Below are 26254 nucleotides of genomic sequence, written 5' to 3' on the forward strand. Positions count from 1 at the left end.
GATGGATCCGACCGCTCGCGTCGACGCTGCCCCGCCGCCCCGCCGCACGCGTGCGTGGCGCGTGCTGCTCGTGCTGGCGCTCGGGCTGCCGCTGGCCCTCGTGCTGGCGGTGGCGTGGCTCGCCGGCAGTTCGGCCGGCACCGCGTGGCTGCTCGCGCAGGTGCCGGGGCTGCAGGTCAGCGGCGTGCGCGGCGCGCTGGCCGGCGGGGCGTTCGAGGCCGCGCGCGTGCAGTGGAGCGACGGCCGCGCGCGGCTCGTGATCGAGCAGCTGCGCTGGGCCGACCTCGTGTGGCGCTGGCGGCCGCACGACGGCGCGTGGGTCGGCGTCGACCTGCTCGCGCCGCAGGCGCAGCGCGTCGAATGGCGCAGCGGCCCGGCCCGCGCCGAGCCGCTGGCACCACCTCGCTCGCTCGCGCTGCCGCTGCAGCTGCGCGCCGTCGAGCTGCGCGTCGACCGCGTCGAGATCGACGACGCGCCGCCGCTGCAGTCGCTCGACGCGGCGCTCGAGCTCGGCGCCGACGGTGGCCGGGTGCACCGGCTGCCGCGGCTCGCGTTCGCGGTCGACGGCGTGCAGCTGCGCGCGCAAGCCGAGCTCGCCACCGGCGGCGAGCTGCCGCTGCGGCTCGCGCTCGACGCCCGCTCGGCCGCGCCGGCGTGGCAGGCGCAGGCGCAGGTGCGTGGCCCGCTGCAGCGCCTGGACGTCGAGGCGCGCGCCGAGCACCGCGACCCGCCGGCGGCGCTCGACCTGCGCGCAACGCTGCTGCCGTTCGCGCCGTGGCCGCTGGCGGCGCTGCAGATGCAGGCCGACGACGTCGACCTCGCGGTGTTCGCGCGCACGGCGCCGCGCACGCGGCTGTCGGGTCGCGTCGAGGTGCGCAGCCGCGCGCTCGACGCCCCCTTCGAGGCCGACGTCGAGATCCGCAACGCCGCACCGGGGCGCTGGGACGTGCAGCGGCTGCCGCTGCACGCGCTGAAGGCCACGCTGCGCGCGCGCCTCGACGCGCGCGACACCGTCGAGCTGACGGCGTTCGAGGCCCGTCTCGGCGGCGCCTCGGGCGCCGTCGGACGCTGGAGCGGCCGCGGGCGCTGGCACGGCACGACGCTCGATCTCGACACGCGCCTGACCGACGTGCAGCCCGCCGCACTCGACGCGCGCGCGCCGGCGATGACGCTGGGCGGCCCGATCGCGCTGCAGCTGCAGGGCCTGCCGTCGCCCGACGCGTCGGCGGCGCGCGACGCGGCCGCGCCGCTGGCGGCCCAGTTGCGCGCACAGCTCGCCGGCCGCGTCGGCGCGCTGCCCGCCGCGCCGCCGGTACGCGTCGATGCCAGCGTCGACGCCCGCGTCGAGCGCAGCGCGTGGCAGGTCGACCTGCGCGAACTGCGCGCCGTGGCCGGCGAGGCCACCGCCCGCGTCGACGGCCGCGTCGCGCGTCACGCGACCGGCTGGACGCTGGCCACGCGCGGCGAGCTCGCGCGCTTCGACCCGCTGCTGTGGTGGCCGGGGCGCGACGACGACCCGCTGTGGCGCGGGCCGCACCGCCTGGACGCACGCTGGCAGGCCGATTTCGCGCTGCCGCCGGCGGCCACCCCCGCAGCCACGGCCGACGCGCTCGCCGTGCTGCGCGGGCGTGCCGAGGTGCAGATCGCCGACAGCCTCGTGGCCGGCGTGCCACTGTCGGGGACGCTGCGCTGGGCGCACGCCGACGGCGGGGCGCCGCAAGTCGCGCTCGACGCTGACGTCGGCGGCAACCGCGTCGCGCTGCGCGGTGACGGCCCTGGTGCCGGCACCGCGTGGCGCGCCGAGGTCGACGCGCCACGGCTGGCCGCGCTGGCGCCGCTCGCGCGGCTCGCGCCGGCGTGGGCCGACGCGTGGCCGCGCGCCGGCACGCTGCAGGCGCGTGCACGTGCCGACGGCCGCTGGCCGGCGTTGCGCACCGACGGCGAGCTCGAATTGCGCGGCGTCGAGGCGATGCAGGCGCGCATCGCGCGCGCGCAGGCACGGTGGTCGCTCGCACTCGACGCAGCCGCGCGGCCCGACGAAGCGCTGCGCGTCGAGATCGACGCCGAGGGTCTCGCCCGCGGCGAACAGACCCTCGACGTGGTGCACGCGCGCATCGACGGCAGCCTGCGCGCGCACCGCATCGAGCTCGACGCCGCGAGCCCGCTGCGCCCGCCCGCATGGACCGACGCCTGGCTGCCGCCCGGGGCGGTCGCCGCCGGCAGCGCGTTCGCGCTGCGCGGCGAAGGCCGCTGGCTGCCGGCAGCGGGCGGCGGCGGGCGCTGGCACGCGCGCATCGACGACCTGCACGCTGCGCCGCGCGACGCCGCCGGGCGCGTCCTCCACACGCGCTGGGTGCAGGCGCGCGCGCTGGCGCTGCAGCTCGACGTCGACGCCGCGGGCGCCGTGCGCGAGGCACGCGTCGAACCCGGTCGGCTGCAGCTGCTCGACGCCGCGCTGCGCTGGCGCGAGCTGCGCTGGAGTGCCGCCGCGCCGGGCGCCGGCGCGACGATGGCGCTCGACGCCGAGGTCGAGCCGCTCGACGTCGCCGCGATGCTGGCTCGCCTGTATCCCGACTTCGGGGCCGTCGGCGACCTGCGCGTCGGCGCGCGCGTGCAGTGGCGGCGCGCCGAGAAGGTCGAGGCCGACGTCGTCATCGAGCGACTCGGCGGCGACCTGGCGCTGGCCGAGGGTGGCCAGCGTCAGGCGCTCGGGCTGACCGACCTGCGGCTGGCACTCGCGGCGCGCGACGGCGTGTGGGAGTTCACGCAGGCGCTGGCCGGCGCGCAGATCGGCGTGCTGGCCGGCGCGCAGCGCGCGCGCAGCGCACCGTCGGCACCGTGGCCCGGCGCCGACGCATCGCTCGATGGCGTCGTCGAGCTGCGCGTGGCCAACGTCGGCGTGTGGGCGCCGTGGCTGCCGGCGGGCTGGCGGCTCGGCGGCGAGCTGCACACCAGCGCGACGCTGGGCGGACGCCTGGGCGCGCCCGAGTACCGCGGCGAGATGACGGGCAGCGCGCTGTCGGTGCGCAACGTGCTGCAGGGTGTCGACGTGCGCGACGGCGTGCTGCGCGTGACGCTGGCCGGCGAACAGGCGCGCATCGAGACGCTGAGGCTGCGCGCCGGCGACGGCAGCGTCGAGGTCACCGGCGGGGCGACGTTCGGCGAGGCGCCGCGCGCGCAGCTGCAGCTGGTGGCCGAGCGCTTCCAGCTGCTCGGGCGCGTCGACCGGCGGCTCGTCGTCAGCGGCCGCGCCGACGCGGCGCTGACGCGCGACGCGCTGCGCCTCGACGGCCGCTTCGGCGTCGACCGCGGACTGATCGATTTCACGCGCGCCGACGCCCCGGCGCTCGACGACGACGTCACCGTCGTGCGCCGCGGCGAGGCGGCGGCGCCGGCGGCGCGCCCGCGCGCGCCGCAGCGGCGCGTCGACGTGCGCCTCGCGGTCGACCTCGGGCGCGAGCTGCGGCTGCGCGGGCGCGGCCTGGACACGCTGCTGCGCGGCGAGCTCGCGCTGACGACCCCCGGCGGCCGCCCGGCGCTCACCGGCACCGTGCGCGCCGAGGACGGCACCTACCAGGCCTATGGCCAGCGCCTGCAGATCGACCGCGGCGCGATCGTCTTCACCGGCGTGCCCGACAACCCGCAGCTCGACATCCTCGCGGTGCGCCCGAACCTCGACGTCGAGGTCGGTGTCGAGATCGGCGGCACCGCGCAGGCGCCGCGCGTGCGGCTGTACAGCGACCCGGCGATGCCCGACGTCGACAAGCTGTCGTGGCTGCTGCTCGGGCGCGAGCCCAGCGGCCTCGGGCGCGCCGACGTCGCCCTGCTGCAAAGCGTCGCGCTCGCGCTGCTGGCCGGCGAAGGCGAAGGGCCGAACACGACGCTGATGCGCGCGCTGGGCATCGACGAGTTGTCGGTCGCGCAGACCGAGAACGGGACGGTGCGCGAGACCGTCGTCACGGTGGGCAAGCAGCTCAGCCGCCGCTGGTACGTGGCCTACGAGCGCGGCGTCAACGCCGCCAGCGGCAGCTGGCAGCTGATCTACCGCGCCGCGCGGCGCCTGACGGTGCGCGCGCAGACCGGCGCCGACACGGCGCTCGACGTGATCTGGACCTGGCGCTGGCGCTGAGCCCGGCGCCGGCGGGCACAATGCGGCCCCGCTCGCCGTAGTTCAATGGATAGAACGGCCGCCTCCTAAGCGGCAAATACAGGTTCGATTCCTGTCGGCGGGACCAGCCTCAGCGCTGCCGCATCGCGCGCGACAGCAGCACCACCGGCAGCAGCCCGACCGCGACGATCGCCAGCGACGGCAGCGCCGCCTCGCCCAGGCGCTCGTCGCGCGCGAAGTTGTAGGCCACGACGGCGAGCGTGTCGGCGCCGAACGGGCGCAGCACCAGCGTCGCAGGCAGCTCCTTCATCACGTCGACGAACACCAGCAGTGCCGCGGCCAGCGCCGAGCGCCGCAGCAGCGGCGCGTGCAGTTCGGCCAGCAGCCGCCAGCGCGACGCGCCGAGCATGCGTGCGGTGTCGTCGATCGAGCGCGGCACGCGCGCGTAGCCGGCCTCGACCGACTGCAGCGCCACCGCCGAGAAGCGCACGAGGTAGGCATAGACCAGCCCGACCAGCGTGCCGGTGACGAGCGTGGGCAGCTGCGCCTGCGGCCAGCGCGCCTGCACCCAGCCCACCGGCAGCAGGATGCCCACCGCGATCACCGCACCCGGCACCGCGTAACCGAGCGCAACGATGCGCGCGCCGAAGCCCAGCGCGCGGCTACCCACGCCGCCGCCTGCGCCTTGCGTGCGCAGCACGAAGCCCAGCGCGAGCGCGAGCGAGGTCGCCGCGACGGCGGCGACGGCCGCGAGCTGGAAGCTCACCGCCGCCCACTGCGCGAAGCGTGCCAGCGGCAGGCCGACCTCGGCGTGCACCGCCTCGAGCCACAGCATGCGCACGAGCACGCCCACCGGCAGCACGAAGCCCAGCAGCACCGGCAGCCCGCACAGCGCCCACGCCGCCGCCACGCCACGGCCGCGCAGCGCGACCGGCCGCGCCTCGCGGGCCTGCGCGGCGCCGGGCCGTGCCGTCGCGAAGCGCAGCCGCCCCTGCGCGCGCCGCTCGGCCCACAGCAGCAGCGCAACGAGCATGAGCAGCATCGACGCGAGCTGCGCGGCGGCGATGCGGTCGTTCATCACCAGCCATGCCTTGTAGATGCCGGTCGAGAACGTCGTGAGCCCGAAGTACGCGCCGACGCCGTAGTCGGCCAGCGTCTCCATCAGCGCGAGCGCGACGCCGGCGGCGATCGCCGGGCGCGCCAGCGGCAGCGCCACCTCGAGCACGCGCCGGCGCAGCCCGGCGCCGAGCAGGCGCGCGGCCTCCATCATCTGCACGCCGCGCTCGCCGAGCGCGGTGCGCGTCAGCAGGTAGACGTAGGGGTACAGGCACAGCACGAACAGCACGACGGCGCCGGGCAGGCTGCGCACGTCGGGCCACAGCGCGCCGCGCGCGCCGGTGAGCTCGCGCAGCGCCGTCTGCAGCGGACCGCTGAACTGCAGGAAGTCGGTGTAGGCATACGCCAGCACGTAGGCCGGCATCGCCAGCGGCAGCAGCAGCGCCCACTCGAAGACGCGCCGGCCGGGAAAGTCGAACAGCGTCACCGCCGCGGCGGTGGCCGCCCCGACCACCGCGACGCCGACGCCCACGCACACCGCAAGCAGCAGCGACTGCGCCGCGTAGCCCGGCAGCACGGTGTCGAACTGGTGCGCGAGCGTGCGCCACGCGGCGTCGTCGAGCGCGAGCCAGGCACCGAGCACGCCGAGCACCGGCAGCGCGAGCAGCGCGCACAGCAGCGTCAGCAATGCGCGCACGAACGGCCCGGCGCGAAGTCGCGCCACTGAATAAGAACAATCCGCATTTCGTGCGCGAGGCTATCATAGGCGCATGTTCCTCGAGCTGTCGCAGATCACGGTGCGCTACCCCGGCGCGGCGGCACGCGCGGCCGTCGAGGGCGTGAGCCTCGGCCTGGCCGCCGGGCAGCTCGGCGTGCTGATCGGCCCGTCGGGCTGCGGCAAGACCTCGCTGCTGCGCGCGGTGGCCGGTCTCGAGCCGCTGGCCGGCGGTCGCATCGCGATCGGCGACGAGACGGTGGCCGACGCGGCGGCGGGCGTGCACGTCGCGCCCGAGGCGCGGCGCATCGGCATGGTGTTCCAGGACTACGCGCTGTTCCCGCACCTGAGCGTGGCCGACAACGTCGCCTTCGGCATCCGCCACCTGCCGCGCACCGAGCAGCGCGAGCGCGTGCAGCGGCTGCTCGACCTCGTCGGCCTCGGGCACGCGGCGCAGCGCGCGCCGCACCAGCTCTCGGGCGGGCAGCAGCAGCGCATCGCGCTGGCGCGCGCGCTGGCGCCGCAGCCGCGGCTGCTGCTGCTCGACGAGCCGTTCTCGAGCCTGGACGTCGACCTGCGCGAGCGGCTCGCGCACGACGTGCGCGCGATCCTGAAGACGACCGGCACGACGGCGCTGTTCGTCACGCACGACCAGCTCGAGGCGTTCGCGGTCGGCGACGTGATCGGCGTGATGCACCGCGGCCGCCTCGAGCAGTGGGACGACGCCTACGCGCTGTACCACCGCCCCGCCACGCGCTTCGTCGCCGACTTCATCGGCCACGGCGTGTTCGCGCCGGCGCGCATCGTCGAGTGCGAGCATGGCCACTGCGTCATGACGCCGCTGGGCGAGCTGCACGACATGCAGGAATGCCCGCTGCCCAGCGCCTACCCCGGCGGCGAGTGCGACGTGCTGCTGCGCGCCGACGACGTCGTGCACGACGACGCGTCGCCGGTCAAGGCACGCATCGAGCGCAAGGCCTTCCGCGGCGCCGAGTTCCTCTACACGCTGCGCCTCGAGAGCGGCGAACGCGTGATGGCACACGTGCCCAGCCACCACGACCACCAGGTCGGCGAGTGGATCGGCATCCGCATCGAGGCCGACCACGTCGTCACCTTTGCACGCGAGCCGCGGCCGTCGTCGGCCGCCTGAGCGGCGCGACCGCGGGCGCCGCCGTCCCCGGTGCCGACACGGTCACGCAACTTTCGCGCCCGGCGGCACTCGAAAGCACGCCCAGCCGTATACTGGATCGGCGCCCAGCCCTCTCGAAAGAGGCACGGTACCGTCGCCAGCGGGCCGGGCCACGCTGTCCACTCTCGCCTGAAGGTCGCCGTCCATGGGTGCCAAACTGAAAGTCGCCGGATTGCTCGCCGTGGGCGCCCTCGCCGGCGCGTTGACCACGATCCAGGTGCAGGCGATCGCGCGCAACTCGCTCGCACCGCTGCCGCTCGAGGAGCTGCAGCAGCTCGCCGCCGTGTTCGGGATGATCAAGACCGACTATGTCGAGCCGGTCGACGAGAAGAAGCTGATCACCGACGCGATCGCGGGCATGGTCTCGGGCCTCGACCCGCACTCGCAGTATTTCGACAAGAAGAGCTTCAAGGAATTCCGCGAAGGCACGACGGGCCGCTTCGTCGGCGTGGGCATCGAGATCGGCATGGAAGACGGTCTCGTCAAGGTCGTCTCGCCGATCGAGGGCTCGCCGGCGTTCAAGGCCGGCATCAAGAGCGGCGACCTGATCACGCGCATCGACGACGCGCCCGTCAAGGGCATGACGATGGACCAGGCCGTGCGCCGCATGCGCGGCGAGCCCAACACCAAGGTCGTGCTGACGATCTTCCGCAAGGCCGAGAACCGCTCGTTCCCGGTCACGATCACGCGCGCCGAGATCCGCACGCAGAGCGTGCGCGCGAAGATGGTCGAGCCGGGCTACGGCTGGGTGCGCCTGAGCCAGTTCCAGGACAACTCGGTCGAGGACTTCGTGCGCAAGGTCGAGGAGCTGTACAAGCAGGACCCGAACCTCAAGGGTCTCGTGCTCGACCTGCGCAACAACGGCGGTGGCCTGCTCGACGGCGCGATCGCGATCTCGGCGGCGTTCCTGCCGCGCGACGCGGTCGTCGTCAGCACCAACGGCCAGGTGCCCGACTCGAAGGCCGTCTACCGCGCGACGCCGGAACATTACGTGCGCCGCGCCGCCGGCGACCCGCTGCGCCGGCTGCCCGACGCGATCAAGAAGGTGCCGCTCGTCGTGCTCGTCAACGAGGGCTCGGCGTCGGCCAGCGAGATCGTCGCCGGCGCGCTGCAGGACCACAAGCGCGCCACCATCATGGGCGCGCAGACCTTCGGCAAGGGCTCGGTGCAGACGGTGCGCCCGCTGTCGGCCGACACGGCGCTGAAGATCACGACGGCGCGCTACTACACGCCATCGGGGCGCTCGATCCAGGCCAAGGGCATCGTGCCCGACCTGTGGATCGACGAGACGCCCGAAGGCAACGTGTTCTCGGCGCTGCGCCTGCGCGAGGCCGACTACGAGCGCCACCTGATGAACGGCGCCGACGAGAAGGACCCGGCGCGCGAGAAGGCGCGCGAAGAGGCACGCAAGAAGCTCGAGGAGCAGGCCGCCAAGGGCAACGAGGCGCCGAAGCCGCTGCCCGAGTTCGGCAGCGCCGAGGACTTCCCGCTGATCCAGGCGCTCAACCACCTCAAGGGCCAGCCGGTGACGACGAGCAAGACGATGGCCGAGCGCAAGGCCGAAGCTCCCGGCGGCAAGTGATGGACGACCGCCTGCCGCGCCTGGCATGAAGAATGAGGGGCGCCGAGGGCGCCCCGATTTCATTCGCCATCCGTCCTTTGCCATGACCGACGACCAGCTGCTGCGCTATTCGCGCCACATCCTGCTCGACGAGATCGGCGTCGACGGCCAGCAGCGCCTGCTCGACGCGCATGCGCTCGTGATCGGCGCCGGCGGCCTGGGCTCGCCGGTGGCGCTGTACCTGGGCACCGCCGGCGTCGGCCGGCTGACGATCGTCGACCACGACACCGTCGACGTGACCAACCTGCAGCGCCAGATCGCGCACGACCTCGCGCGCGTGGGCATGCCCAAGGCCGAGTCGGCCAAGCGCAGCATCGCCGCGATCAACCCCGACGTCGCCGTGACGGCGATCGTGCAGCGCGCCGACGCCGCTGCGCTCGACGCGCTCGTGCGCGACGCCGACGTCGTCCTCGACTGCAGCGACAACTTCGCGACGCGCCAAGCCGTCAACGCCGCCTGTGTCGCGCACCGCAAGCCGCTGGTGGCCGGCGCTGCGATCGGCTTCGACGGCCAGCTCTCGGTCTACGACGTGCGCGACGCCGCCAGCCCTTGCTATGCATGCGTGTTCCCGCCCGACGCGACGTTCGAGGAGGTGCGCTGCGCGACGATGGGCGTGTTCGCACCGCTGGTGGGCATCGTCGGCAGCGTGCAGGCCGCCGAGGCGCTGAAGCTGCTCGCCGGCGTCGGCCGCTCGCTGGCCGGGCGGCTGCAGATGCTCGACGCGCGCACGATGGAGTGGACCGAGATCCGCATGCCCCGCCAGCCGCAGTGTCCGGTGTGCGCCGGCCGCAACCGCTGACACGCCTTCCGCCCGAACGAACCCCGACGATGGACACCAAGCGCGCCGAACTGACCGCCCGCAACTTCCCCAGCGCGCAGGAGGATGCGCACGCCGTGCCGGCGGCCGAGCGCTACGCCGGCCCCGACAGCGCCTACCGCCTCGCCTTCACCGACACCGAGTTCCTGCTGCGCGAGGAACTGCGCCCGGTGCGCATGCAGCTCGAGCTGCTCAAGCCCGAGATGGTGCAGAAGGAACAGGGCATCACGTCGACGATCGTGATCTTCGGCAGCGCGCGCATCCTGCCGCCCGACGAGGCGCAGCGCCGCCTCGACGCCGCACGCGCTGCGGGCGACGCGCAGGCGGTCGCGCGCGCCGAGAAGGCGCTCGCGATGAGCCGCTACTACGACGAGGCGCGCCGCTTCGCCGCGCTCGTCACGCTGCGCTCGCGCGACCTCGACACGCCGATCTACGTGTGCACCGGCGGCGGCCCCGGGATCATGGAAGCCGGCAACCGCGGCGCGCACGACGTCGACGGCAAGAGCATCGGGCTGAACATCGTGCTGCCGCACGAGCAGGCGCCCAACCCGTACATCACGCCGCAGCTGTGCTTCCAGTTCCACTACTTCGCGATGCGCAAGATGCACTTCCTGATCCGCAGCATCGCGCTGGTGTGCTTCCCCGGCGGCTTCGGCACGCTCGACGAGCTGTTCGAGGTGATGACGCTGCAGCAGACGGGCAAGATCCGCCGCCGCCCGATCCTGCTGTTCGGGCGCGACTTCTGGGAGCGGCTGATCGACTTCGACCACCTCGTCGACACCGGCATGATCGACGCGAAGGACAAGCACCTGTTCCACTACGTCGAGACCGCCGAGCAGGCGTGGGAGGTGCTGGCCGGCGAATACGGCTTCGACGCGGCGCCGACCGTCACCGGCGAGTTCGCCGTCGACATCTGACCGGATGACCGCGCAGCGCCACGTCAGCCTGATCGGTGCGCCGACCGACGTCGGTGCCGGTGCGCGCGGCGCGAGCATGGGACCCGAGGCGCTGCGTGTGGCGGGCCTCGTGGCCGCGCTCGAGGCGCATGGCGTCGACGTCGTCGACCGCGGCAACCTCGCCGGGCCGACGAACCCGTGGCGGCCCGCCGTCGACGGTTACCGCCACCTCGACGAGGTCACCGCGTGGTGCCACGCGGTTCACGACGCCGTGCACGCCGAGCTGCAGGCCGCGCGCATGCCCATCGTGCTCGGCGGCGATCACAGCCTGGCCATCGGCAGCATCGGCGCGGTGGCGCGCCACTGCCGCGAGGCGGGCAAGAAGCTGCGCGTGCTGTGGCTCGACGCGCACGCCGACTTCAACACGAGCGTGCTGACGCCGAGCGGCAACCTGCACGGCATGCCGGTGGCGGTGCTGTGCGGGCACGGCCCGCGCGCGCTCGTCGAGATCGCCGGCGCCGCGCCGGCGCTGCTGCCGCGGCAGATCCGCCAGATCGGCATCCGCAGCGTCGACCCCGGCGAGAAGCGCTTCGTGCACGAGGCCGGGCTCGAAGTGTTCGACATGCGCTACATCGACGAGCACGGCATGCGCCACGCGATGGAGCTCGCGCTGGCCACGCTCGACGCCAACACGCACCTGCACGTGAGCTTCGACGTCGACTTCCTCGACCCCGAGATCGCCCCCGGCGTCGGCACGACGGTGCCCGGCGGGCCGACGTACCGCGAGGCACAGCTGTGCATGGAGATGATCGCCGACACCGGCCGCCTGGCCAGCCTCGACGTGATGGAGCTCAACCCGGCGCTCGACGTGCGCAACCGCACCGCCGTGCTGGCGGTCGACCTGATCGAGAGCCTGTTCGGCAAGAGCACGCTGATGCGCCGCGGCTGATACATTGGCCCGGGCCGCCCCGACTGCCGCCACGCACGCCATGTCCGACACGACCCCGCTGCTGATCGGGATCTCCGCACGCATCTACTACCCGGCCGCGCCGGTGCTCGACATCGGCGGCGTGTTCACGAAGACGCTGCACTACCTCGAGCAGTCGGTCGCGCACTGGATCATGTCGCGCCACGTGCTCGCGGTGATGATCCCGGCGGTGGACGCCGACAGCATCGTCAAGCGGCGCGACATCAGCCTGCGCCGCTACGCCGACATGCTCGACGGCCTCGTGCTGCAAGGCGGCAACGACATCGCGCCCGAGACCTACGGCGAGACGCCGATCGACCCGCGCTGGCAGGGCGACCGCGTGCGCGACCGCTACGAGATGCAGCTGCTCGAGGCCTTCATCGAGGCCGGCAAGCCGGTGCTGGGCATCTGCCGCGGCCACCAGCTGATCAACGTCGCGTTCGGCGGCACGCTGTACCAGGACATCGCCACCCAGCTGCCGCAGGCCATCGCGCACCACGACGCCGAGCTGTACGAGCGCCGCCTGCACGCGGTCAACCTGGTGCAGGGCACGCGACTCGCGCAGCTGTACCCCGGCACGCTGCAGGCGGCGATCAACTCGATCCACCACCAGGCCGTCAAGGACCTCGGCCGCAACCTGGTGGCCGAGGCGATCGCGGTGCCCGACGGTCTCGTCGAGGCGATCCGCTGGCGGGGCCCCAGCTACGTGTTCGGGATGCAGTGGCACCCCGAGTTCATGGCGCTCGAGACGCTGCACGAGGAGCAGCTCGACGGCCGGCCGATCCTCGCGGACTTCCTCGACGCAGTGCGCGAGTGCAAGAAGCGCGCTCACGTGGGGGCAGGGGCGGCGTCGCCCTCGACGGCCGACGCCTGAGGTACGCGCCGAGCGCGTGCGGCGCTCAGCTGTCGCCCAGACCGCCGCCGAGCGTGTCGCGGCGGCGGTCGCCGATGGCCAGCGTGCGCAGGCTCCACGGCATGTTGTCGACCTCGTCAACCTCGAGGCCTTCGATGCGCGCCAGCGCGCGCTGACGCGCCTCCATCGCGCGCAACCGCAACAGCTCCTGGCGCACCGCGGCAGGAAAGCCGCGGCGGCCGCCGCGCCGGTCGACGAGCAGGTCGTCGAGCACCTTGCCCACCAGCGTCGCATCGCCCCAGCACAGCGCGATCCGGTTCGCGATGCGCGGGTACTGCGCCGCGAGCGCCGTCGGGCGCTCGTCGGGCGGCAGCGACTCGATCCAGCGGCGCGCGATCTCGCTGAGCGCGAGATCCTGCGGGCGCAACGGCGCGCGCTTGGCACTCAGGTCACGCTCGGGATCGCGGCTCGCGGCCGCGCGCTGCGCCGCGCGCTCGCGCGCCTCGCGCGCGGCACGCGATTCGTTGGATCGACGAAAGAAAGCGAACGCCATGACTCGGACCCGGTTCCAGTCACCCTCGATGGCCCCAGGCGGCGCCATCGACACGCAGGTGTAAGCGATTGTCACGCCGTCACGGCCGCAGCCGACGGGACGCGCCGGGCGCGACCGGCACCGGTGGTAATTTGTCACGCGCGGCGACCCCCTCGTCGAGGGGGCGGTCAGGCCGTCGGCGCTGCGTCGGCCGGCCGGGCGCGGACCGGGGCGTTCAGCGTGCGCACCACTGCCGCTCACACGGGATGCCGTCGCCGTCACCGTCCATCTGTGTGCCCGGGCAATGGCGCAGGAACCAGGTCGCTTCCTCGCACGACGTCATCTGGCTGCACTGCGTGCGGCCGTCGCAGCGGCGTGCGTCGCTGCGCAGCGACAGCACCGTGCCCGTCGTCGTGGTCGCGGCGCGTGGCGCCGTCGCCGCCAAGGTCGCCGGCGCAGCACCGGCGGTAACCGGCGTGACTGGCCCTTGGACCGCGCCCTGGCACGGCCCGTGACGGCGGCGGAACTCGCGCGGCATCAAGGCGCTGGCGTCAGCGTGCAGTCCGCGCTTGAGCGCCTGCGCCATGCGCTCCTGCGCGACGAAGGGGCCGCGGTCGTGCTTGTAGCGGTAGCTCCACGCGTGGCCGTCGCGCACCAACCGCTCACCAATGTCGAGGTCGCCGCGCAGCAGCCTGCCCAGCGTGCGGCCGTGCTCATCGCGGCCCTGCACGACGAGGCGCAGCGTGTGCCCCCGCACGTGCTCGGCGAGGGCGTCACGCGCCTGCGGGCCCCAGGGCTGGCAGATCTCGGGCGCGTCGATGCCGTGCAGCCGCACCGCGATCGGCTCGCCGCCTGTCGCCGGCACGAAGCTGACGCTGTCGCCATCGATGACGTGGACGACGGTGCCGGTGATCTCGGTGGCCGCGCGCGCCGGCGCGGCGCTCGCGAGCACGCCGGCGGCCAGCGCCAGCAGCATCGCGGCGAGCGAACCGATGGACACGCTCATGGCGATCCCTTCGCGAACAGGTGCCACAGCCCGACGCCCAGCAGCGCGAGCAGCGCCAACCACACGACGACGACGGCCACCGCGCCGGCCATCAGGCGGGGAAGCCGCTCGGCGTGCGCCTCGGCCTCGCGCAGCCGCGCCTGCCACAGTTCGGCGGGCGTCAGCCACACCGCCAGCGCGATGCCCAGCGGCAGCAGCAGCGCGTCGTCGAGCTGGCCGAGCAGCGGGATGAAGTCGGGGATCAGGTCGATCGGGCTGAGCGCATACGCCACCACGACGACCGCGACGAGCTTCGGCGCCCACGGCGTGTCCGGGTGCCGCCACAGCTTCCACGGCGCGAGCAGCAGCACCGGCAGCCGCCTCCGCTCGAAGCGGCGCCACCACGGCTTGGCACGCTCCATCGGTCGGCTCCCGGTCGAGGGTGTCGGTCGCGATGCACGGGCCGTCGCAGGCATCGCCCCACTGTAGCGGGGCACTGCGCTGCGACGGCGCCGAAACGACGGCCGAAACGCCGTCAGTTGCCGCCGCGCTTGGCCACCAGCGTCAGGATGTCGTAGCTGGCCACGATCTCGCCGGCCTGGTTCGTCACCTCGACGTCCCACGCGACGACGCCCTGGCCGACACCCTTCGCGTCGGTGCGGCCGCGATCGGTCTTGCGCTTGCAGGTCAGCCGCGCCTGGATCGTGTCGCCGATGCCCACCGGCTTGACGAAGCGCAGCGTGTCCAGGCCGTAGTTCGCGAGCACCGGGCCCGGCGCCGGCGAGACGAACAGCCCCGCCGCCGCCGACAGCACGAAGTAGCCGTGCGCGATGCGCTTGCCGAACGGGCTGTCCTTCGCGGCGATCTCGTCGAAGTGCATGTAGAAGTAGTCGCCCGAGATGCCGCCGAAGGCGACGATGTCGGCCTCGGTCACGGTGCGCCGGTGCGTCAGCAGCGAGTCGCCGATGCGCAGGTCCTCGAAGTGCTTGCGGAACGGGTGCACGTCGCCCTCGCGCACCTTGGCACCGCGCACGTGCTCGCCGGTGACGGCGGCGAGCATCGTGGGCGAGCCCTGCACCGCGCAGCGCTGCAGGTAGTGCTTGACGGCGCGCACGCCACCGAGCTCCTCGCCGCCGCCGGCGCGCCCCGGCCCGCCGTGCTTGAGCGGCGGCAGCGGCGAGCCGTGGCCGGTCGACTCCTTCGCCGCCTCGCGGTCGAGCACGAGCCAGCGCCCGTGCAGCGCCGCGGCCACCGGCACCGCCTTCGCGGCGATCGCCGGATCGCGCGTGACGAGCGTGCCGACCAGGCTGCCCTGCCCCTTCGCGGCGAGCGCGAGCGCCTCGTCGATCCCGGACGAGTCGGCGTCGTACGGCATCAGCGTGCTCACCGGCCCGAACGCTTCGACCTCGTGCACGACGGCGGCGTCGAACGGCTTCGCGCACGCGAGCAGCGTCGGCGCGAAGAACGCGCCGTGGGCCGTGCCCTCGCCGAGCGGTGCGAAGCCCGGCCCGCCGTCGTAGACCACCTCGGCGGCCTCGCGCAGCCGCGCGACCTTCGCGGCGACGTCGGCCACCTGCGCGTGCGACGCGAGCGCGCCCATCTTCACGCCCTCGACCGCCGGGTCGCCGACCACCGTCTTGGCCAGCCGAGCCTTGAGCGCCTGCGCGACCGCGTCGAGGTGGCGCCGCGGCACGATCGCGCGGCGGATCGCGGTGCACTTCTGCCCCGCCTTGACCGTCATCTCGCGCGCGACTTCCTTGACGAAGAGGTCGAACTCTTCGTCGTCGGGGTTCACGTCGGGCGCGAGGATCGCGCAGTTCAGGCTGTCAGCCTCGGCGTTGAACGGAACGCTCTGGCGCACCAGGTTCGGGTGCACGCGCAGCTTCGCCGCGGTGTCGGCGCTGCCGGTGAAGGTGACGACGTCACGCCCGTCGAGGCGGTCGAACAGGTCGCCGACGCCGCCGATCACGAGCTGCAGCGCACCCTCGGGCAGCAGCCCCGACTCGTCGATCAGCCGCACCAGCGCCTCGGTCAGGTAGCTGGTTGCGGTGGCGGGCTTGCCGATGCACGGCATGCCGGCGAGGAAGCTCGGCGCGAACTTCTCGAGCAGCCCCCAGACCGGAAAGTTGAACGCGTTGACGTGCACCGCGACGCCGCCGCGCGGCACCAGCACGTGCGTGCCGGCAAAGCCGCCGCCCTTGCCCAGCGGTACCGCCGGCCCTTCGTGCAGCAGGTTGCCCGACGGCAGGTCGTTGCCGCCGATGCCGGCGTACGCGAACAGCGTGCCGATGCCGCCCTCGATGTCAATCCAACCGTCGGCGCGCGTCGCGCCGGTGTGCGCCGACACCGCGTACAGCGCCTCCTTGCGCTCGGCGAGGAACTTCGCGAGCGCCTTCAGCCGCGCCGCACGCTGCTGGAAGTCGAGCGCCAGCAGCGATGGCACGCCGATGCGCCGCGCGTGATCGACGGCCTCGCCGAAGTCGATCGCATCGGCATGCGTGTGCGCGACGACGCGGCCGTCGATGGCGCTCCTGAGCGCCTGCGCGGGTTCGGTGCCGAGCCAGCGGCCGGCGATGTGGCTTTGCAGGGTGGTCGTCATGATGGAAGCAGCGTGCAGTCGTGGTGTGGTGGCGAGGGGGTGAGGCACCAGCCCCATCGACAGTATCGATCGTGACGGTGACGGGGCGCGATCAGCCGCAAGGGTAGCCTCTGGGCTGTAGGCGCGAACGCGACCGCCGGGGGGCATGCCGCTCGAGCGCCCGCACCGCGGCGTGAAATCCGCGCATCAGCGAGACAGGACACTGGTGCAGCAGTGGCATCCTCTCTATACTTAGATCACTAAGGATAAGGCCGCCGCGTCCGCGGCTGCGGGGAGACGCAGGATGATGACTGCCGAGGACAACGAGCTGCTGTGCCGCGTCGTCGGTAACGCGCCGATGGGCCGGCTGATGCGCCGCCACTGGCTGCCGGTGTGCCTCGTCGAGGAAGTGAGCGAGCCCGACGGCACACCGGTCAAGGCGCGCGTGCTCGGCGAGGACCTGGTCGTGTTCCGTGACAGCGACGGCCGCGTCGGCGTGCTCGACGAGAAATGCCCGCACCGGCGCGCCTCGCTGGTCTACGGGCGCAACGAGGAAGGCGGGCTGCGCTGCCTGTACCACGGCTGGAAGATGGACATCGCCGGCAACGTGCTCGAGATGGTGTCGGAGCCGGCATCCAGCGGCCTGATCGACAAGGTCAAGCACAAGGCCTACCCGGTGCGCGAGTGGGGCGGCGTCGTGTGGGGCTGGTTCGGCCCCGCCGACGCGGTGCCGGAGTTTGTCCCGCCGCCATGGGCGCCGACCGCCGAGGTGCGCGTCAGCATCGCCAAGGTGCTGCTGCCGTGCAACTGGGCGCAGATCCTGGAGGGCGCCATCGACTCGGCGCACAGCTCGAGCCTGCACTCGTCGGACATGGTGCCCGCGCGCGTTGACGGCGCCAAGGCCACCTCGCAGTTGTGGCTGCGACCGTCGACCGACAAAGCGCCACGGCTGCAGGTGCAGCCCACGCCCTACGGGTTCCGCTACGCCGCGATCCGCCGGCCGATCCAGAACGCTGCCACGCACGACTACGTGCGCTCGACGGTGTTCGTTGCGCCGTCGACGGTGCTGATCCCGCCGAACAACCTGTACAACGTCGCCAACGTCAACGTGCCGGCCGACGACACGCACACGGCGTTCTACTTCATCGCCTGGGGCCACCCGGCGCAGACCCCGGAGACCGAGACCTGGCGCAAGTTCCTGCACCAGACTGTGGGCGTCGACCTCGACGCCCGGTACCGTCCGCTGCGCAACGAGGACAACCGCTTCTGGCAGGACCGCCAGGCGATGAAGGCGGGCAACTTCACCGGCATCAGCGGCTTCCCGAACCAGGACGTCGCGATGTGGGTCTCGATGGGCCCGATCGCCGACCGCACGCACGAGCGCCTCGGCGCGAGCGACCTCGCGATCGTCGAGTTCCGCCGCCAGATGCTCGACGCGGTGCGCGCATTCGACGCCGGCGCGCCGGCGATCGGCACCGGCGAACGGGCGATCCCGCGCGACGTGTGCGCGTTCCAGGCCATCGTGCCGAAGACGACCGACTGGCGTGCGTTCGAGACCACCTATGTCTGGGCCGACGGCGTCGAGCGGCCGCAGCTCGAGCCATCGTATTCGGTGGGGACCGCGGGCGGCGGTGCGCGATGAGCAGGCTCACGCTCTCGGTCGCGATGGGCGACTACGACCGCACGCGCGCACTGCTCGACGGGCGTGTGCAGATCGACGGCGTCGACCCGGTCTACATGACGCTGGTCCCGGAGGAGATGTTCTTCCGCGCGATGCGCACGCAGGACTTCGACGTTTCGGAGCTCTCGCTGTCGAGCTACGCGGTCGCGACGGCGCGCGGCGACTGCCCCTACATCGCCGTGCCGGTGTTCCTGTCGCGCGCATTCCGGCACACCGCGATCTACGTGCGCAAGGACCGCGTCAAACGGCCCGAGGATCTCAAGGGCCGGCGCGTCGGCCTGCCCGAGTACCAGCTCAGCGCCAACGTCTGGGCGCGGGCGATCCTGCACGACGACCACGGCGTGGCGCCACAGGACGTGCGCTGGGTGCGCGGCGGCATCGAGACGCCGGGGCGGCCCGAGAAGATCCCGCTCGCGCTGTCCCCGGGCGTGTCGATCGAGAACGCGCCGGCCGGCGTGACGATCTCCGAGATGCTCGACCGCGGCGAGATCGACGGCTTCATCGCACCGCGCCCGCCGAGCGCGAGCGCACTGGCCAACCCGAACGTCGGCTGGCTGTTCGACGACCCCACCGCCGCAGCGAAGGACTACTACCGGCGCACCGGCATCTTTCCGATCATGCACGTCGTGGGCGTGCGCAAGACGCTGGCGGCCCGACACCCGTGGCTGCCGGTCGCAATATTCAAGGCCTTCTCGCAGGCGAAGGCGCTGGCGCTCGAGGCGCTGAGCGACACGTCGGCCACCAAGGTCACGCTGCCGTTCGTCGAGGAACAGCTCAAGGCCGCGCGCGAGACGCTGGGCGAGGATTTCTGGTCGTACGGCGTGCCGGCCAACCGCACGACGCTCGACACGTTCCTGCGTCACCACCACGCGCAAGGACTCTCGGTGCGGCGCCTGTCGGTCGACGAGATGTTCCACCCGTCGACGTACGAGACCTACGCGATCTGAACGTCGGCCGGGCGCCAACGCAGCTCCTAGGCTTTGCCGTCGCTGTCCTGAGCCGCCTCGTCGGCCGCCAGATTCTCGATCATCGCCAGCAGACAGCGGCGAACGCTGGCCACCGTCTTGGCAGAGATGCCCTCGACGCTGACACGGTTGACCTCCTCGGCCAGCGGGACGAGCCGTTGCTCGAGCGCACGACCGGCTGCGGTCAGGAACACGTGGACGTTCTTGCGGTTGCCCGGCAGACGGCGGCGCTCGACCAGCCCCTGCGCCTCCATCGCCTTCAGCGCACTGAACGCCGTGGGCTCCATCACGCCGGCCAGTTCGCTGAGCTCGCGCTGTGTCAGCCCGTCGTGGATCCAGAGGATGCGCAGGAACGTCCAGTGGCCGAAGGAAACGCCGTGACGCGACAGACGCTGCTGCAGCGCACGCATCTGCGCGCGCGCGACGTCGCGAATCAGGTGCGCCAGCCGGTCGTTGGGCACGGCCTCGCGCCAGTGGTGCAGCAGCCTGCGTGTGTCGCGACGCTGGGTCACCGCTTGCCCCTGCGCGCTGCACACCCGACACCGGTCACCGCAAGACGGCACGGTGCATTCATGCGGCGGCATCCGGCAAAGGCACCTGCAGCCGCATCGTCAGTTCGCGGCCGAGGCGGTCGCTCTCGAGCAGCGCCAGGCACACCTCGACCGTCGCGCGCGACCAGCGCCCGTCGTGGCGTGCACGCCGGCCTTCGCGCGCCACGGCCCACAGCTCGTCGATCACCTCGCTGCGCGGCACCCGCGGCGGCGGGGCGGCGACGAAGCCCGGACCCGCCACATCGAACAGCTGCACGCCGGTGGGCGTCAGCCGCAGGTCACCGCGCTCGCCACTGACGACGACCGGTCCGAAGTGCTGCCATGCCGGCGGCGACTGCGACGGTGTTCCCGGGTACAGACGGCCGCCGAAGTTGCGCTCGGCCTTCATCGCGGCCTCCTGCGCCTCGTCGCCCGCTGCAGCCAGACGGGCGCGCGTGCGGGCATGGGTGTCGGGCGCCTTCAGCTGACCGAGTTCGCCGATGCCGTCCATCAGCGCGTCGGTGTCGTAGAAGCCATAGCCGTTGTACGTGACGCTGGCGAACGCGCCCCCCTCGAACGTCAGCAGCGCGGTGTACGCACCCTCGGTCGGCCGCGCCGGATCCCAGCGCCCGCACACCGCGCGCACGCTGCGAACGAGTCCGCCGGCGAGCAGGCGCACGACGTCGATCTGGTGCGCAGCCTGGCTGTGAACGACACCACCCCCGCGCGCGGTGTCGAGCTCCTCGGGACGGCGCGGCCGATACAGGAAATCGGTGTACTGCATCGCGTGCACCATGCGCACCGTGCCGATACGCCCGGCGTCGATCAGCGCCCGCGCCAGCCGTACCGGCGCGTCGTGACTGTGGCTGTGGCCGACGACGAGGTGCACGCCGGCACGCTCGCAGGCGCCGATCATCGCGTCGCAGTCGGCCAATGTGAGCGCCATCGGCTTCTCGACCATCACGTGCTTGCCGTGCGCCGCAGCCAATTGCACGTGCTCGGCGTGCAGCTCGTGCGGCGTCGCGACGTAGACCCACTCGACCCGCGGATCGGCGCACACCGCGGCGGCGCTGTCGTGCGCGACGCCGCCGAATGCAGCCGCGAACGCGGTGCGCGCACCCTCGCGCGGGTCGAACGCGGCGACGAGTCGCACGCGCGCGTCGCGCTCGAACGTGGGCACCATCAGCGTGAACGCGCGGCCGAGCCCGAGCACGCCCAGCCGCAGCGGCTGCGCCGACGCGGCGGGCGCCGTCACAGGTCCACCACCAGCCGCGCGCCCTTCGCGCGGGAGACGCACACCATGACGTGATCGGCCTTCTCGCCGTCGAGCAGCACGAGGTCGCGGTGGTCGGCCTCGCCTGCGAGCAGACGCGTCTTGCAAGAACCGCAGGTACCGCTCTCGCACGAGCTGGGCACGCTCACGCCGTGCGCGCGGGCGACTTCGAGGATCGAGCGACCCACGGGCACCTCCAGCGCAAGACCGCTTCTCGCGAGCACGACCTCGAACGGCACGTCGTCGGCGTGCGCTGCGGTGTCCGCCGCGAAACTCTCGAAATGCACCGCGCTGGCCGGCCAGTGACCGGTCATGACGCGCACGGCGTCCATCAACCCCTTCGGACCGCAGCAGTAGACGTGGCGGCCGCTCGCGCTGCCCGGTTTCTCGAGCAGCGGCCACAGGTCGAACGCGCGCGCCGGGTCGCCACCGTCGTGGTGGACGACGACGTTCGGCGCCCACTCGGGCCGGCGCAGCTCGTCGAGGAAGGCTGTGCCCTCGGCGTCGCGCGTCAGGTAGACCAGCTGGAACGGCCTCGTGCCGTCGGCCGCGAGCTCGGCCAGCATCGCCATCATCGGCGTGATACCGATGCCGCCGGCAATCAGCAACACGCTGCGCGCGCGCGCATCGAGCGCGAAGCGGTTCTCGGGTGCGCCGATGTCGAGCCGGTCGCCGGCTTGCACGCCGTCGACGAGGCTGCGCGAGCCGCCCCGCCCCGCGTCCTCGCGCTTGACGGCGATGACGTACCGGTCGCGCTCGGCCGGATCGTTGGCGAGCGAGTACTGGCGCATCGCGCCGCACGGCGTACGCACGGCGATGTGCGCACCAGCGGTGAACGGCGGCAGTTCACCGCCGTGCGGGTCGCGCAACTCGAAGCGGCGGATGCCGCGCGCCGCGGGTTCGGCACGCGCGACGACGAGTCGCAGCATCTGTGAAGGCGTGGACATCGCTGGGCAAGCGGCGCACCTTCGCGCCAAGGGTTTGCCGCGTTGACAGGTCTCGGTGCGGCCGGAAAGATGATTGTCTTAGGTCTCTAATAAAAAGCAAGCGCACCCGCCCCACCCCAAGAGGAGACACCGATGCACCGCCGATTTCTCGCCCTCATCGTGCTCGCGCTGGCCACCACGCCCTGGCTCGTCACGGCGCAGACCACCTACCCGACCAAGCAGGTGAAGTTCATCGTGCCGTACGCGCCCGGTGGACTGCCCGACACGGTCGCGCGCGCGGTCGCGCACCGGCTCACCGCGCGCCTCGGCCACGAGGTCGTCGTCGACAACAAGCCCGGCGGCAACGGCGTCGTCGCGTACCAGGCGCTGATGCAGAGCACGCCGTCCGACGGCCACTCGTTCATCGTCTCCGACGGCTCGATGCTGTCGATCACGCCGCTGGTCAACAAGTCGGTGCCTTATCAGGTCGGCCGGGACATCCTGCCGGTGTCGCTGATCGCGCGCTCGCCGCTGTACGTCGTCGCGCACCCGAAGACCGGCGTCAGCAACTTCGCCGAGTTCGTCGCGCTCGTGAAGTCCAAGCCCGACGAGTTCACCTACGGCTCGTCGGGCATCGGCAGCACGCACCATCTGACGATGGAGGCGCTGAAAGCCGCACTGGACCTGAAGATCCGCCACATCCCGTTCCGCGGCTCGGGCCAGTCGACGCCGGCGCTGGTCGGCGGCCAGGTCGACTTCTCGGTCGCGGCGCTGCCGTCGATGCTGGGCTTCGTGAAGGCCAACCAGGTGCGACTGCTGGCCAGCAACGCGCCCCGGCGCTCGCCGCAGGCGCCCGACGTGCCGGCGATCGCCGAGACGGTGCCGGGCTTCGACTTCGCGGTCGTCATCGGCGTGATGGCCGCAGCCGGCACACCGCAGCCGGCGATCGATCGCATCGCGCGCGAGATCGCCGAGGTGGTCAAGGACCCGGAGCTGGTCAAGACCTTCGAGACGGCCGTCATCGAGCCGGTCGGTGCCGGCCCGGCCGAGTACGGCCGCGTGATCGCCGGCGAGAACGAGCGCATGGCACGCGCGGCCAAGGTCGCCGACCTGAAGGCCGAGTGAGGCCGGCGCCACGCCTGCGACGCCGGATCGACGGTCGCCCCCGTTGACGGCCGACCTGCTCCCGGCCGCCTTCCCGTGGCTGCTGTTCGCGCTGGCGTTCGTCGCCGGCGGCAGCGTCAAGGGCGCGCTCGGCGTCGGGCTGCCGCTGGTGGCGATGCCGCTGCTGTCGCTCGGCATCCCCACCGTGCAGGCCATCGCGCTGCTGGCGATCCCGGTGCTGCTGTCGAACCTGCTACAGGCGGCCGAGGGCGCACGACCCGTGCACACGCTGCGCCGCTTCGGCGCGCTGATCGCCGCGCAGTTCGTCGCCACCGCCGTCACGGTGCGGCTGACACTCGCACTGGCGCCGGCGCAGCTGGCGAACCTGGTCGCGCTCGCGGTGCTGCTGGCCGTCGTGCTGATGGCGCTGCGTCCGACGCTGCACGTCGATCCCGCGCGCGAACGCGCCGTCGGCATCGGCGTGGGGCTGCTGTCGGGGCTGCTCGGCGGCGTGTCGGCCCTGATGGGGCCGGTCGTCATCACCTACCTCGTCGCACTGCGGCTCAAGCGCGACGAGTTCGTCGGCAGCATCAGCGTGATCTACCTCGCTGGCGCGCTGCCGCTGTATGGCACGATGGCGCTGCACGGGCGCATCGGCGCGCCCGAACTGCCGCTGTCGACGCTGGCCCTCGCGCCGATGGCCGCCGGCCTGTGGCTCGGCCGCGCGGTGCGCCGCCACCTCGACGAGACGCTGTTTCGCCGTATCCTGCTCGCGTTCCTGACACTGCTGGCCGTGCTGCTGCTCCTGAAGTGACGACCGCCCCCCTGCCCGCCGGAGCCACCGAGGCGCCACTGCGCTGGAGCGACGCGCTGCTGCTCGGCTTCGCGCCGATGGACCGCTGCCACGCCGAGTTCGTCGACGTCGTCGCGGCGCTGCAGGCGGCGCCCGACGCCGAGCTGCCCGCGCGGCTGGCCGCCGTCAGGGCGCACCTGCAGTCGCACTTCGCGCAGGAAGACGAGTGGATGACCGCCACCGGCTTCCCGGCGCGCGAGTGCCACGTCGGCGAGCACGCTGCGGTGCTCGCGTCGGTCGCGCAGGTCGAGGTGCTGCTCTCGCGCGGCGACACCGCGACGTGCCGCCGGCTCGCCGACGAGCTCGCGCGCTGGTTCCCCGGCCACGCCGACGTGATGGACGCCGCGCTGGCGCACTGGATGTGCAAGCGCCGCCATGGCGGCAAGCCGCTCGTGTTCCGGCGCTCGCTCGGCGCCGGCGGTCAGCCGCCCGCGCCGTCGTCGAAGCCGCCCTCGATCCCGCGGTAGGCGCGGTCGAACGCGGCGACGTCGTCGAAGCCCATCAGCGTGCCGAAGTCCTTGAACGGGTACAGCGGTGTCGCGAGACCGTCGGTCGAGCCGTGCGCCTTGAGCCCGCGGTACACCGCGTCGAGCGCCGCCGCGGCGGCGAGCAGCCCGGTGACGGGAAAGATCGCGAGCCGGTAGCCCAGCGCCTGCAGCGTCGCTGCCGGCAACACCGGCGTGCGCCCACCGTCGACCATGTTCGCGACCAGCGGCACGCCGAGCGTGCGGCCGATGCGCTGCATCTCGTCGATCGACTCGGGCGACTCGACGAACAGCAGGTCGGCGCCGGCGCGCGCGTAGGCCTCGGCGCGGCGCAGCGCCTCGTCGAGGCCGAGCGTCGTGCGCGCGTCGGTGCGCGCGATGACGAGGAAGTCGGGGTCTCGGCGCGCGTCGACCGCGACGCGGATCTTGGCCACCATGTCCTCGGTGGGCACGACGCGCCGGCCCAGCATGTGGCCGCACTTTTTCGGGAACTCCTGGTCCTCGATCTGGATGGCCGCGGCGCCGGCGGCCTCGTAGCCGCGCACCGTGTGCCGCACGTTGAGCAGACCGCCGTAGCCGGTGTCGCCGTCGGCCACCAGCGGCGTCGTCGTCAGTGCCGCGATTTGCGCCACGCGCGAGACCATATCGGTGTAGGTCGCGAGCCCCGCGTCGGGCAGGCCGAGGTGCGACGCGACGGTGCCGTAGCCCGTCATGTACAGCGCCTCGAACCCGCAGCGCTCGGCCAGGCGTGCCGAGACACCGTCGTAGACGCCCGGCGCGACGACGAGGCCGCCACCGTGGCGGATGCGTTCGGCGAAGCGGCGGCGGCGTTCGGCGCTCATCGCCCTGCGGCGGCGTGCCTCACGGCTCGGCCAGGCCGCGCTCGGCCATCCAGCCTGCGCACAGGTCGACGGCCTGCGCGAGCAGCTCGGGCTGGCCGACGAAGTAGTGCGTCGCGCCGCGCAGCACGGTCATCGTCTTGTCGCGGCTGCCCGCGGCGTCGAACACGCGCTGCGTGTGCGGCTGCGGCACGGCGTCGTCGGCGCTGTGCTCGATCGCGAGCAGCGGCACCGAGATGTCCCTGGCGCAGCGCTCGCCGTGTGCGTTCGTCAGCGGCGACCACTGCGACAGCCACGCACGCAGCGTCGAGAAGCGCGCCAGCCCGACCGGGCCGCTGTTGACCGTCTCGGGATCGCCGAGGAAGCAGGTGCCGATCGGGCGGTCGTTGGGGTCGAGCCGCGCGTCGAGGAAGCGCGGCTCGGCCATCGTGCGGTGCGTGACGAAGCCGCGTTCCTTCTCGAGCCCGTCGCGGCGCCGCAGCGTGTCGAGCACGTCGCGCACCCAGTCGGTACGGCGGCGGATGCGCTCGCGCTGCGCGGCACGGAAGCGCGCGATGAAGGCGTCGTCGTACGGCGGCTTGCGGTCCGGATGGTAGAGGTCGAGCTCGGGGTCGCGCCGGTCGGGGTCGTTCTCGTCGAGCACGCTGGGGTCGATCCAGTCGGCCAGGACCTCGGCGCGCGAGACGTGCGCGGCCTGCAGGATGAAGCCGTCGGCCGGCAGCAGCCCGGCCTCGACGATCGAGCACGGGTCGCCCGCCGGCGTGTGCGTCACGCTCGGGCGCTCGGCCTGCGACTGGTAGAACAGCGCCAGCGACCCGCCGCCCGACCAGCCCACGAGCACGACCTTCTCGTAGCCCCAGACCTCCTTCGCGTGGCGCACATAGGCGCCGAGGTCGACGACGACGTTCTCCATGATCAGCGCGCTGTCGTTGCGCGCGTAGCGGCTGCCGGCGCACAGCACGTGGAAGCCGCGCTGCGCCATCGCGCGCGGCATCGGCAGCAGCTGCAGCGTGCTTGCCGGGTGCATGTAGATCAGCAGCGTGCGCGACGGCCGGCCGCGGGGCACGTAGCGCACCCCTTCCAGGTGCACGACGCCCTGCTGGCCGGCGAAGCCGTAGACCTCGCGGAAGGCCTGCGCCTGCCGGTACTGCAGGTGCACCCACTCGGGCTGCACCTCGACGGTCGCTGCTGCGCTCACTGGACTACCCTCCCTTCAGCTTGCGAAGTGAGGTGATGCAGGGTTATCCACGATGGCGGTCGGTCGGCGCTTGCGACGTACCG

The 26254-nt window shown here is 73.0% G+C and carries 22 protein-coding genes and 1 tRNA gene; 13 read left to right on the forward strand and 10 right to left on the reverse strand.

The window, feature by feature from the left end; all coding sequences use genetic code 11:
• Position 1: 1 nt before the first annotated feature.
• Together MOJ79_RS15660 and MOJ79_RS15665 are read left to right on the forward strand one after the other, a co-directional pair.
• The gene (locus MOJ79_RS15660; RefSeq protein WP_241924998.1) at positions 2–4129 is read left to right on the forward strand and encodes a translocation/assembly module TamB domain-containing protein; all 4128 of its coding nucleotides are present in this window, start codon (positions 2–4) and stop codon (positions 4127–4129) included.
• Between the two features lie 31 nt (positions 4130–4160).
• Positions 4161–4235, forward strand: a tRNA-Arg gene (locus tag MOJ79_RS15665).
• Positions 4236–4238: 3 nt separating this feature from the next.
• Here MOJ79_RS15665 and MOJ79_RS15670 read toward each other — a convergent pair.
• On the reverse strand, positions 4239–5861 hold the full coding sequence (locus MOJ79_RS15670; protein ID WP_241924999.1) for an ABC transporter permease: 1623 nt from the start codon (positions 5859–5861) through the stop codon (positions 4239–4241).
• 73 nt (positions 5862–5934) lie between these two features.
• Between MOJ79_RS15670 and MOJ79_RS15675 the strand changes: the two genes are divergently transcribed.
• The 6 genes from MOJ79_RS15675 to MOJ79_RS15700 all read left to right on the forward strand — a co-directional run bounded on the left by MOJ79_RS15675 (position 5935) and on the right by MOJ79_RS15700 (position 12243).
• Positions 5935–7029 carry an ABC transporter ATP-binding protein gene (locus MOJ79_RS15675; protein WP_241925000.1) on the forward strand — a complete coding sequence of 365 codons (1095 nt, stop codon included), beginning with the start codon at positions 5935–5937 and terminating at the stop codon, positions 7027–7029.
• Between the two features lie 184 nt (positions 7030–7213).
• Positions 7214–8650 (forward strand): S41 family peptidase, encoded by a 1437-nt coding sequence (locus tag MOJ79_RS15680; RefSeq protein ID WP_119354349.1) that lies wholly within the window; start codon positions 7214–7216, stop codon positions 8648–8650.
• Between the two features lie 82 nt (positions 8651–8732).
• Positions 8733–9488 (forward strand): HesA/MoeB/ThiF family protein, encoded by a 756-nt coding sequence (locus MOJ79_RS15685; RefSeq protein WP_241925001.1) that lies wholly within the window; start codon positions 8733–8735, stop codon positions 9486–9488.
• 29 nt (positions 9489–9517) lie between these two features.
• On the forward strand, positions 9518–10423 hold the full coding sequence (locus tag MOJ79_RS15690; protein ID WP_119354347.1) for an LOG family protein: 906 nt from the start codon (positions 9518–9520) through the stop codon (positions 10421–10423).
• Positions 10424–10427: 4 nt separating this feature from the next.
• A complete protein-coding gene (gene rocF / locus MOJ79_RS15695; RefSeq protein WP_241925002.1) occupies positions 10428–11351 on the forward strand; it encodes an arginase in 924 nt (307 codons plus the stop codon).
• Between the two features lie 40 nt (positions 11352–11391).
• Positions 11392–12243, forward strand: coding sequence for a gamma-glutamyl-gamma-aminobutyrate hydrolase family protein (locus MOJ79_RS15700; RefSeq protein WP_241925003.1), 852 nt, complete (start codon positions 11392–11394; stop codon positions 12241–12243).
• A 25-nt stretch (positions 12244–12268) separates the two neighbouring features.
• On the opposite strand, the gene MOJ79_RS15705 is transcribed toward MOJ79_RS15700, so the two are convergent.
• The 4 genes from MOJ79_RS15705 to paaZ form a co-directional block, all read right to left on the reverse strand.
• Positions 12269–12775, reverse strand: coding sequence for a hypothetical protein (locus MOJ79_RS15705; RefSeq protein WP_241925004.1), 507 nt, complete (start codon positions 12773–12775; stop codon positions 12269–12271).
• 214 nt (positions 12776–12989) lie between these two features.
• Positions 12990–13760, reverse strand: a complete 771-nt coding sequence (locus MOJ79_RS15710; protein ID WP_241925005.1) for a thermonuclease family protein — start codon at positions 13758–13760, stop codon at positions 12990–12992.
• Positions 13757–14161, reverse strand: a complete 405-nt coding sequence (locus MOJ79_RS15715; RefSeq protein ID WP_241925006.1) for a YkvA family protein — start codon at positions 14159–14161, stop codon at positions 13757–13759. Before MOJ79_RS15715 ends, MOJ79_RS15710 begins: the two co-directional genes overlap by 4 nt.
• 113 nt (positions 14162–14274) lie before the next feature.
• Positions 14275–16338: a phenylacetic acid degradation bifunctional protein PaaZ gene (gene paaZ, locus MOJ79_RS15720; protein WP_241925007.1), complete on the reverse strand. Its 2064-nt coding sequence runs from the start codon at positions 16336–16338 to the stop codon at positions 14275–14277.
• A 283-nt stretch (positions 16339–16621) separates the two neighbouring features.
• Here paaZ and MOJ79_RS15725 point away from each other — a divergent pair, with 283 nt between their 5' ends.
• Entirely contained in the window at positions 16622–17959 is a 1338-nt protein-coding gene (locus MOJ79_RS15725) for a Rieske 2Fe-2S domain-containing protein (RefSeq protein ID WP_241925008.1), read from the forward strand.
• Positions 17956–18945, forward strand: a complete 990-nt coding sequence (locus MOJ79_RS15730; RefSeq protein WP_241925009.1) for a phosphate/phosphite/phosphonate ABC transporter substrate-binding protein — start codon at positions 17956–17958, stop codon at positions 18943–18945. Before MOJ79_RS15725 ends, MOJ79_RS15730 begins: the two co-directional genes overlap by 4 nt.
• A gap of 26 nt (positions 18946–18971) precedes the next feature.
• Here MOJ79_RS15730 and MOJ79_RS15735 read toward each other — a convergent pair whose 3' ends face one another.
• Genes MOJ79_RS15735 through MOJ79_RS15745 form a run of 3 tightly spaced genes read right to left on the reverse strand, consistent with a single transcriptional unit; the run spans position 18972 to position 21713 of the window.
• Positions 18972–19475 (reverse strand): MarR family winged helix-turn-helix transcriptional regulator, encoded by a 504-nt coding sequence (locus tag MOJ79_RS15735; RefSeq protein ID WP_241925010.1) that lies wholly within the window; start codon positions 19473–19475, stop codon positions 18972–18974.
• Between the two features lie 58 nt (positions 19476–19533).
• Positions 19534–20748: a Gfo/Idh/MocA family protein gene (locus tag MOJ79_RS15740; RefSeq protein ID WP_336606332.1), complete on the reverse strand. Its 1215-nt coding sequence runs from the start codon at positions 20746–20748 to the stop codon at positions 19534–19536.
• Positions 20745–21713: a PDR/VanB family oxidoreductase gene (locus MOJ79_RS15745; RefSeq protein WP_241925011.1), complete on the reverse strand. Its 969-nt coding sequence runs from the start codon at positions 21711–21713 to the stop codon at positions 20745–20747. Before MOJ79_RS15745 ends, MOJ79_RS15740 begins: the two co-directional genes overlap by 4 nt.
• A 132-nt stretch (positions 21714–21845) precedes the next feature.
• Here MOJ79_RS15745 and MOJ79_RS15750 point away from each other — a divergent pair, with 132 nt between their 5' ends.
• Genes MOJ79_RS15750 through MOJ79_RS15760 form a run of 3 tightly spaced genes read left to right on the forward strand, consistent with a single transcriptional unit; the run spans position 21846 to position 24116 of the window.
• Positions 21846–22817 carry a Bug family tripartite tricarboxylate transporter substrate binding protein gene (locus tag MOJ79_RS15750; protein ID WP_241925012.1) on the forward strand — a complete coding sequence of 324 codons (972 nt, stop codon included), beginning with the start codon at positions 21846–21848 and terminating at the stop codon, positions 22815–22817.
• Positions 22818–22860: 43 nt separating this feature from the next.
• On the forward strand, positions 22861–23610 hold the full coding sequence (locus tag MOJ79_RS15755) for a sulfite exporter TauE/SafE family protein (protein ID WP_241925013.1): 750 nt from the start codon (positions 22861–22863) through the stop codon (positions 23608–23610).
• A complete protein-coding gene (locus MOJ79_RS15760) occupies positions 23607–24116 on the forward strand; it encodes a bacteriohemerythrin (protein ID WP_336606333.1) in 510 nt (169 codons plus the stop codon). The genes MOJ79_RS15755 and MOJ79_RS15760 overlap by 4 nt, the downstream gene beginning before the upstream one ends.
• Here the strand turns inward: MOJ79_RS15760 and MOJ79_RS15765 are convergent.
• Together MOJ79_RS15765 and MOJ79_RS15770 are read right to left on the reverse strand one after the other, a co-directional pair.
• Entirely contained in the window at positions 24071–24976 is a 906-nt protein-coding gene (locus tag MOJ79_RS15765; RefSeq protein WP_241925014.1) for an isocitrate lyase/PEP mutase family protein, read from the reverse strand. The two genes, MOJ79_RS15760 and MOJ79_RS15765, sit on opposite strands and share 46 nt — an antisense overlap.
• Before the next feature lie 19 nt (positions 24977–24995).
• On the reverse strand, positions 24996–26171 hold the full coding sequence (locus tag MOJ79_RS15770; RefSeq protein ID WP_241925015.1) for an alpha/beta hydrolase family protein: 1176 nt from the start codon (positions 26169–26171) through the stop codon (positions 24996–24998).
• Between the last annotated feature and the right edge of the window lie 83 nt (positions 26172–26254).

Origin of the sequence: Calidifontimicrobium sp. SYSU G02091 (assembly GCF_022631395.1) — a bacterium.
GTDB classification, from domain to species: domain Bacteria; phylum Pseudomonadota; class Gammaproteobacteria; order Burkholderiales; family Burkholderiaceae_C; genus Calidifontimicrobium; species Calidifontimicrobium sediminis.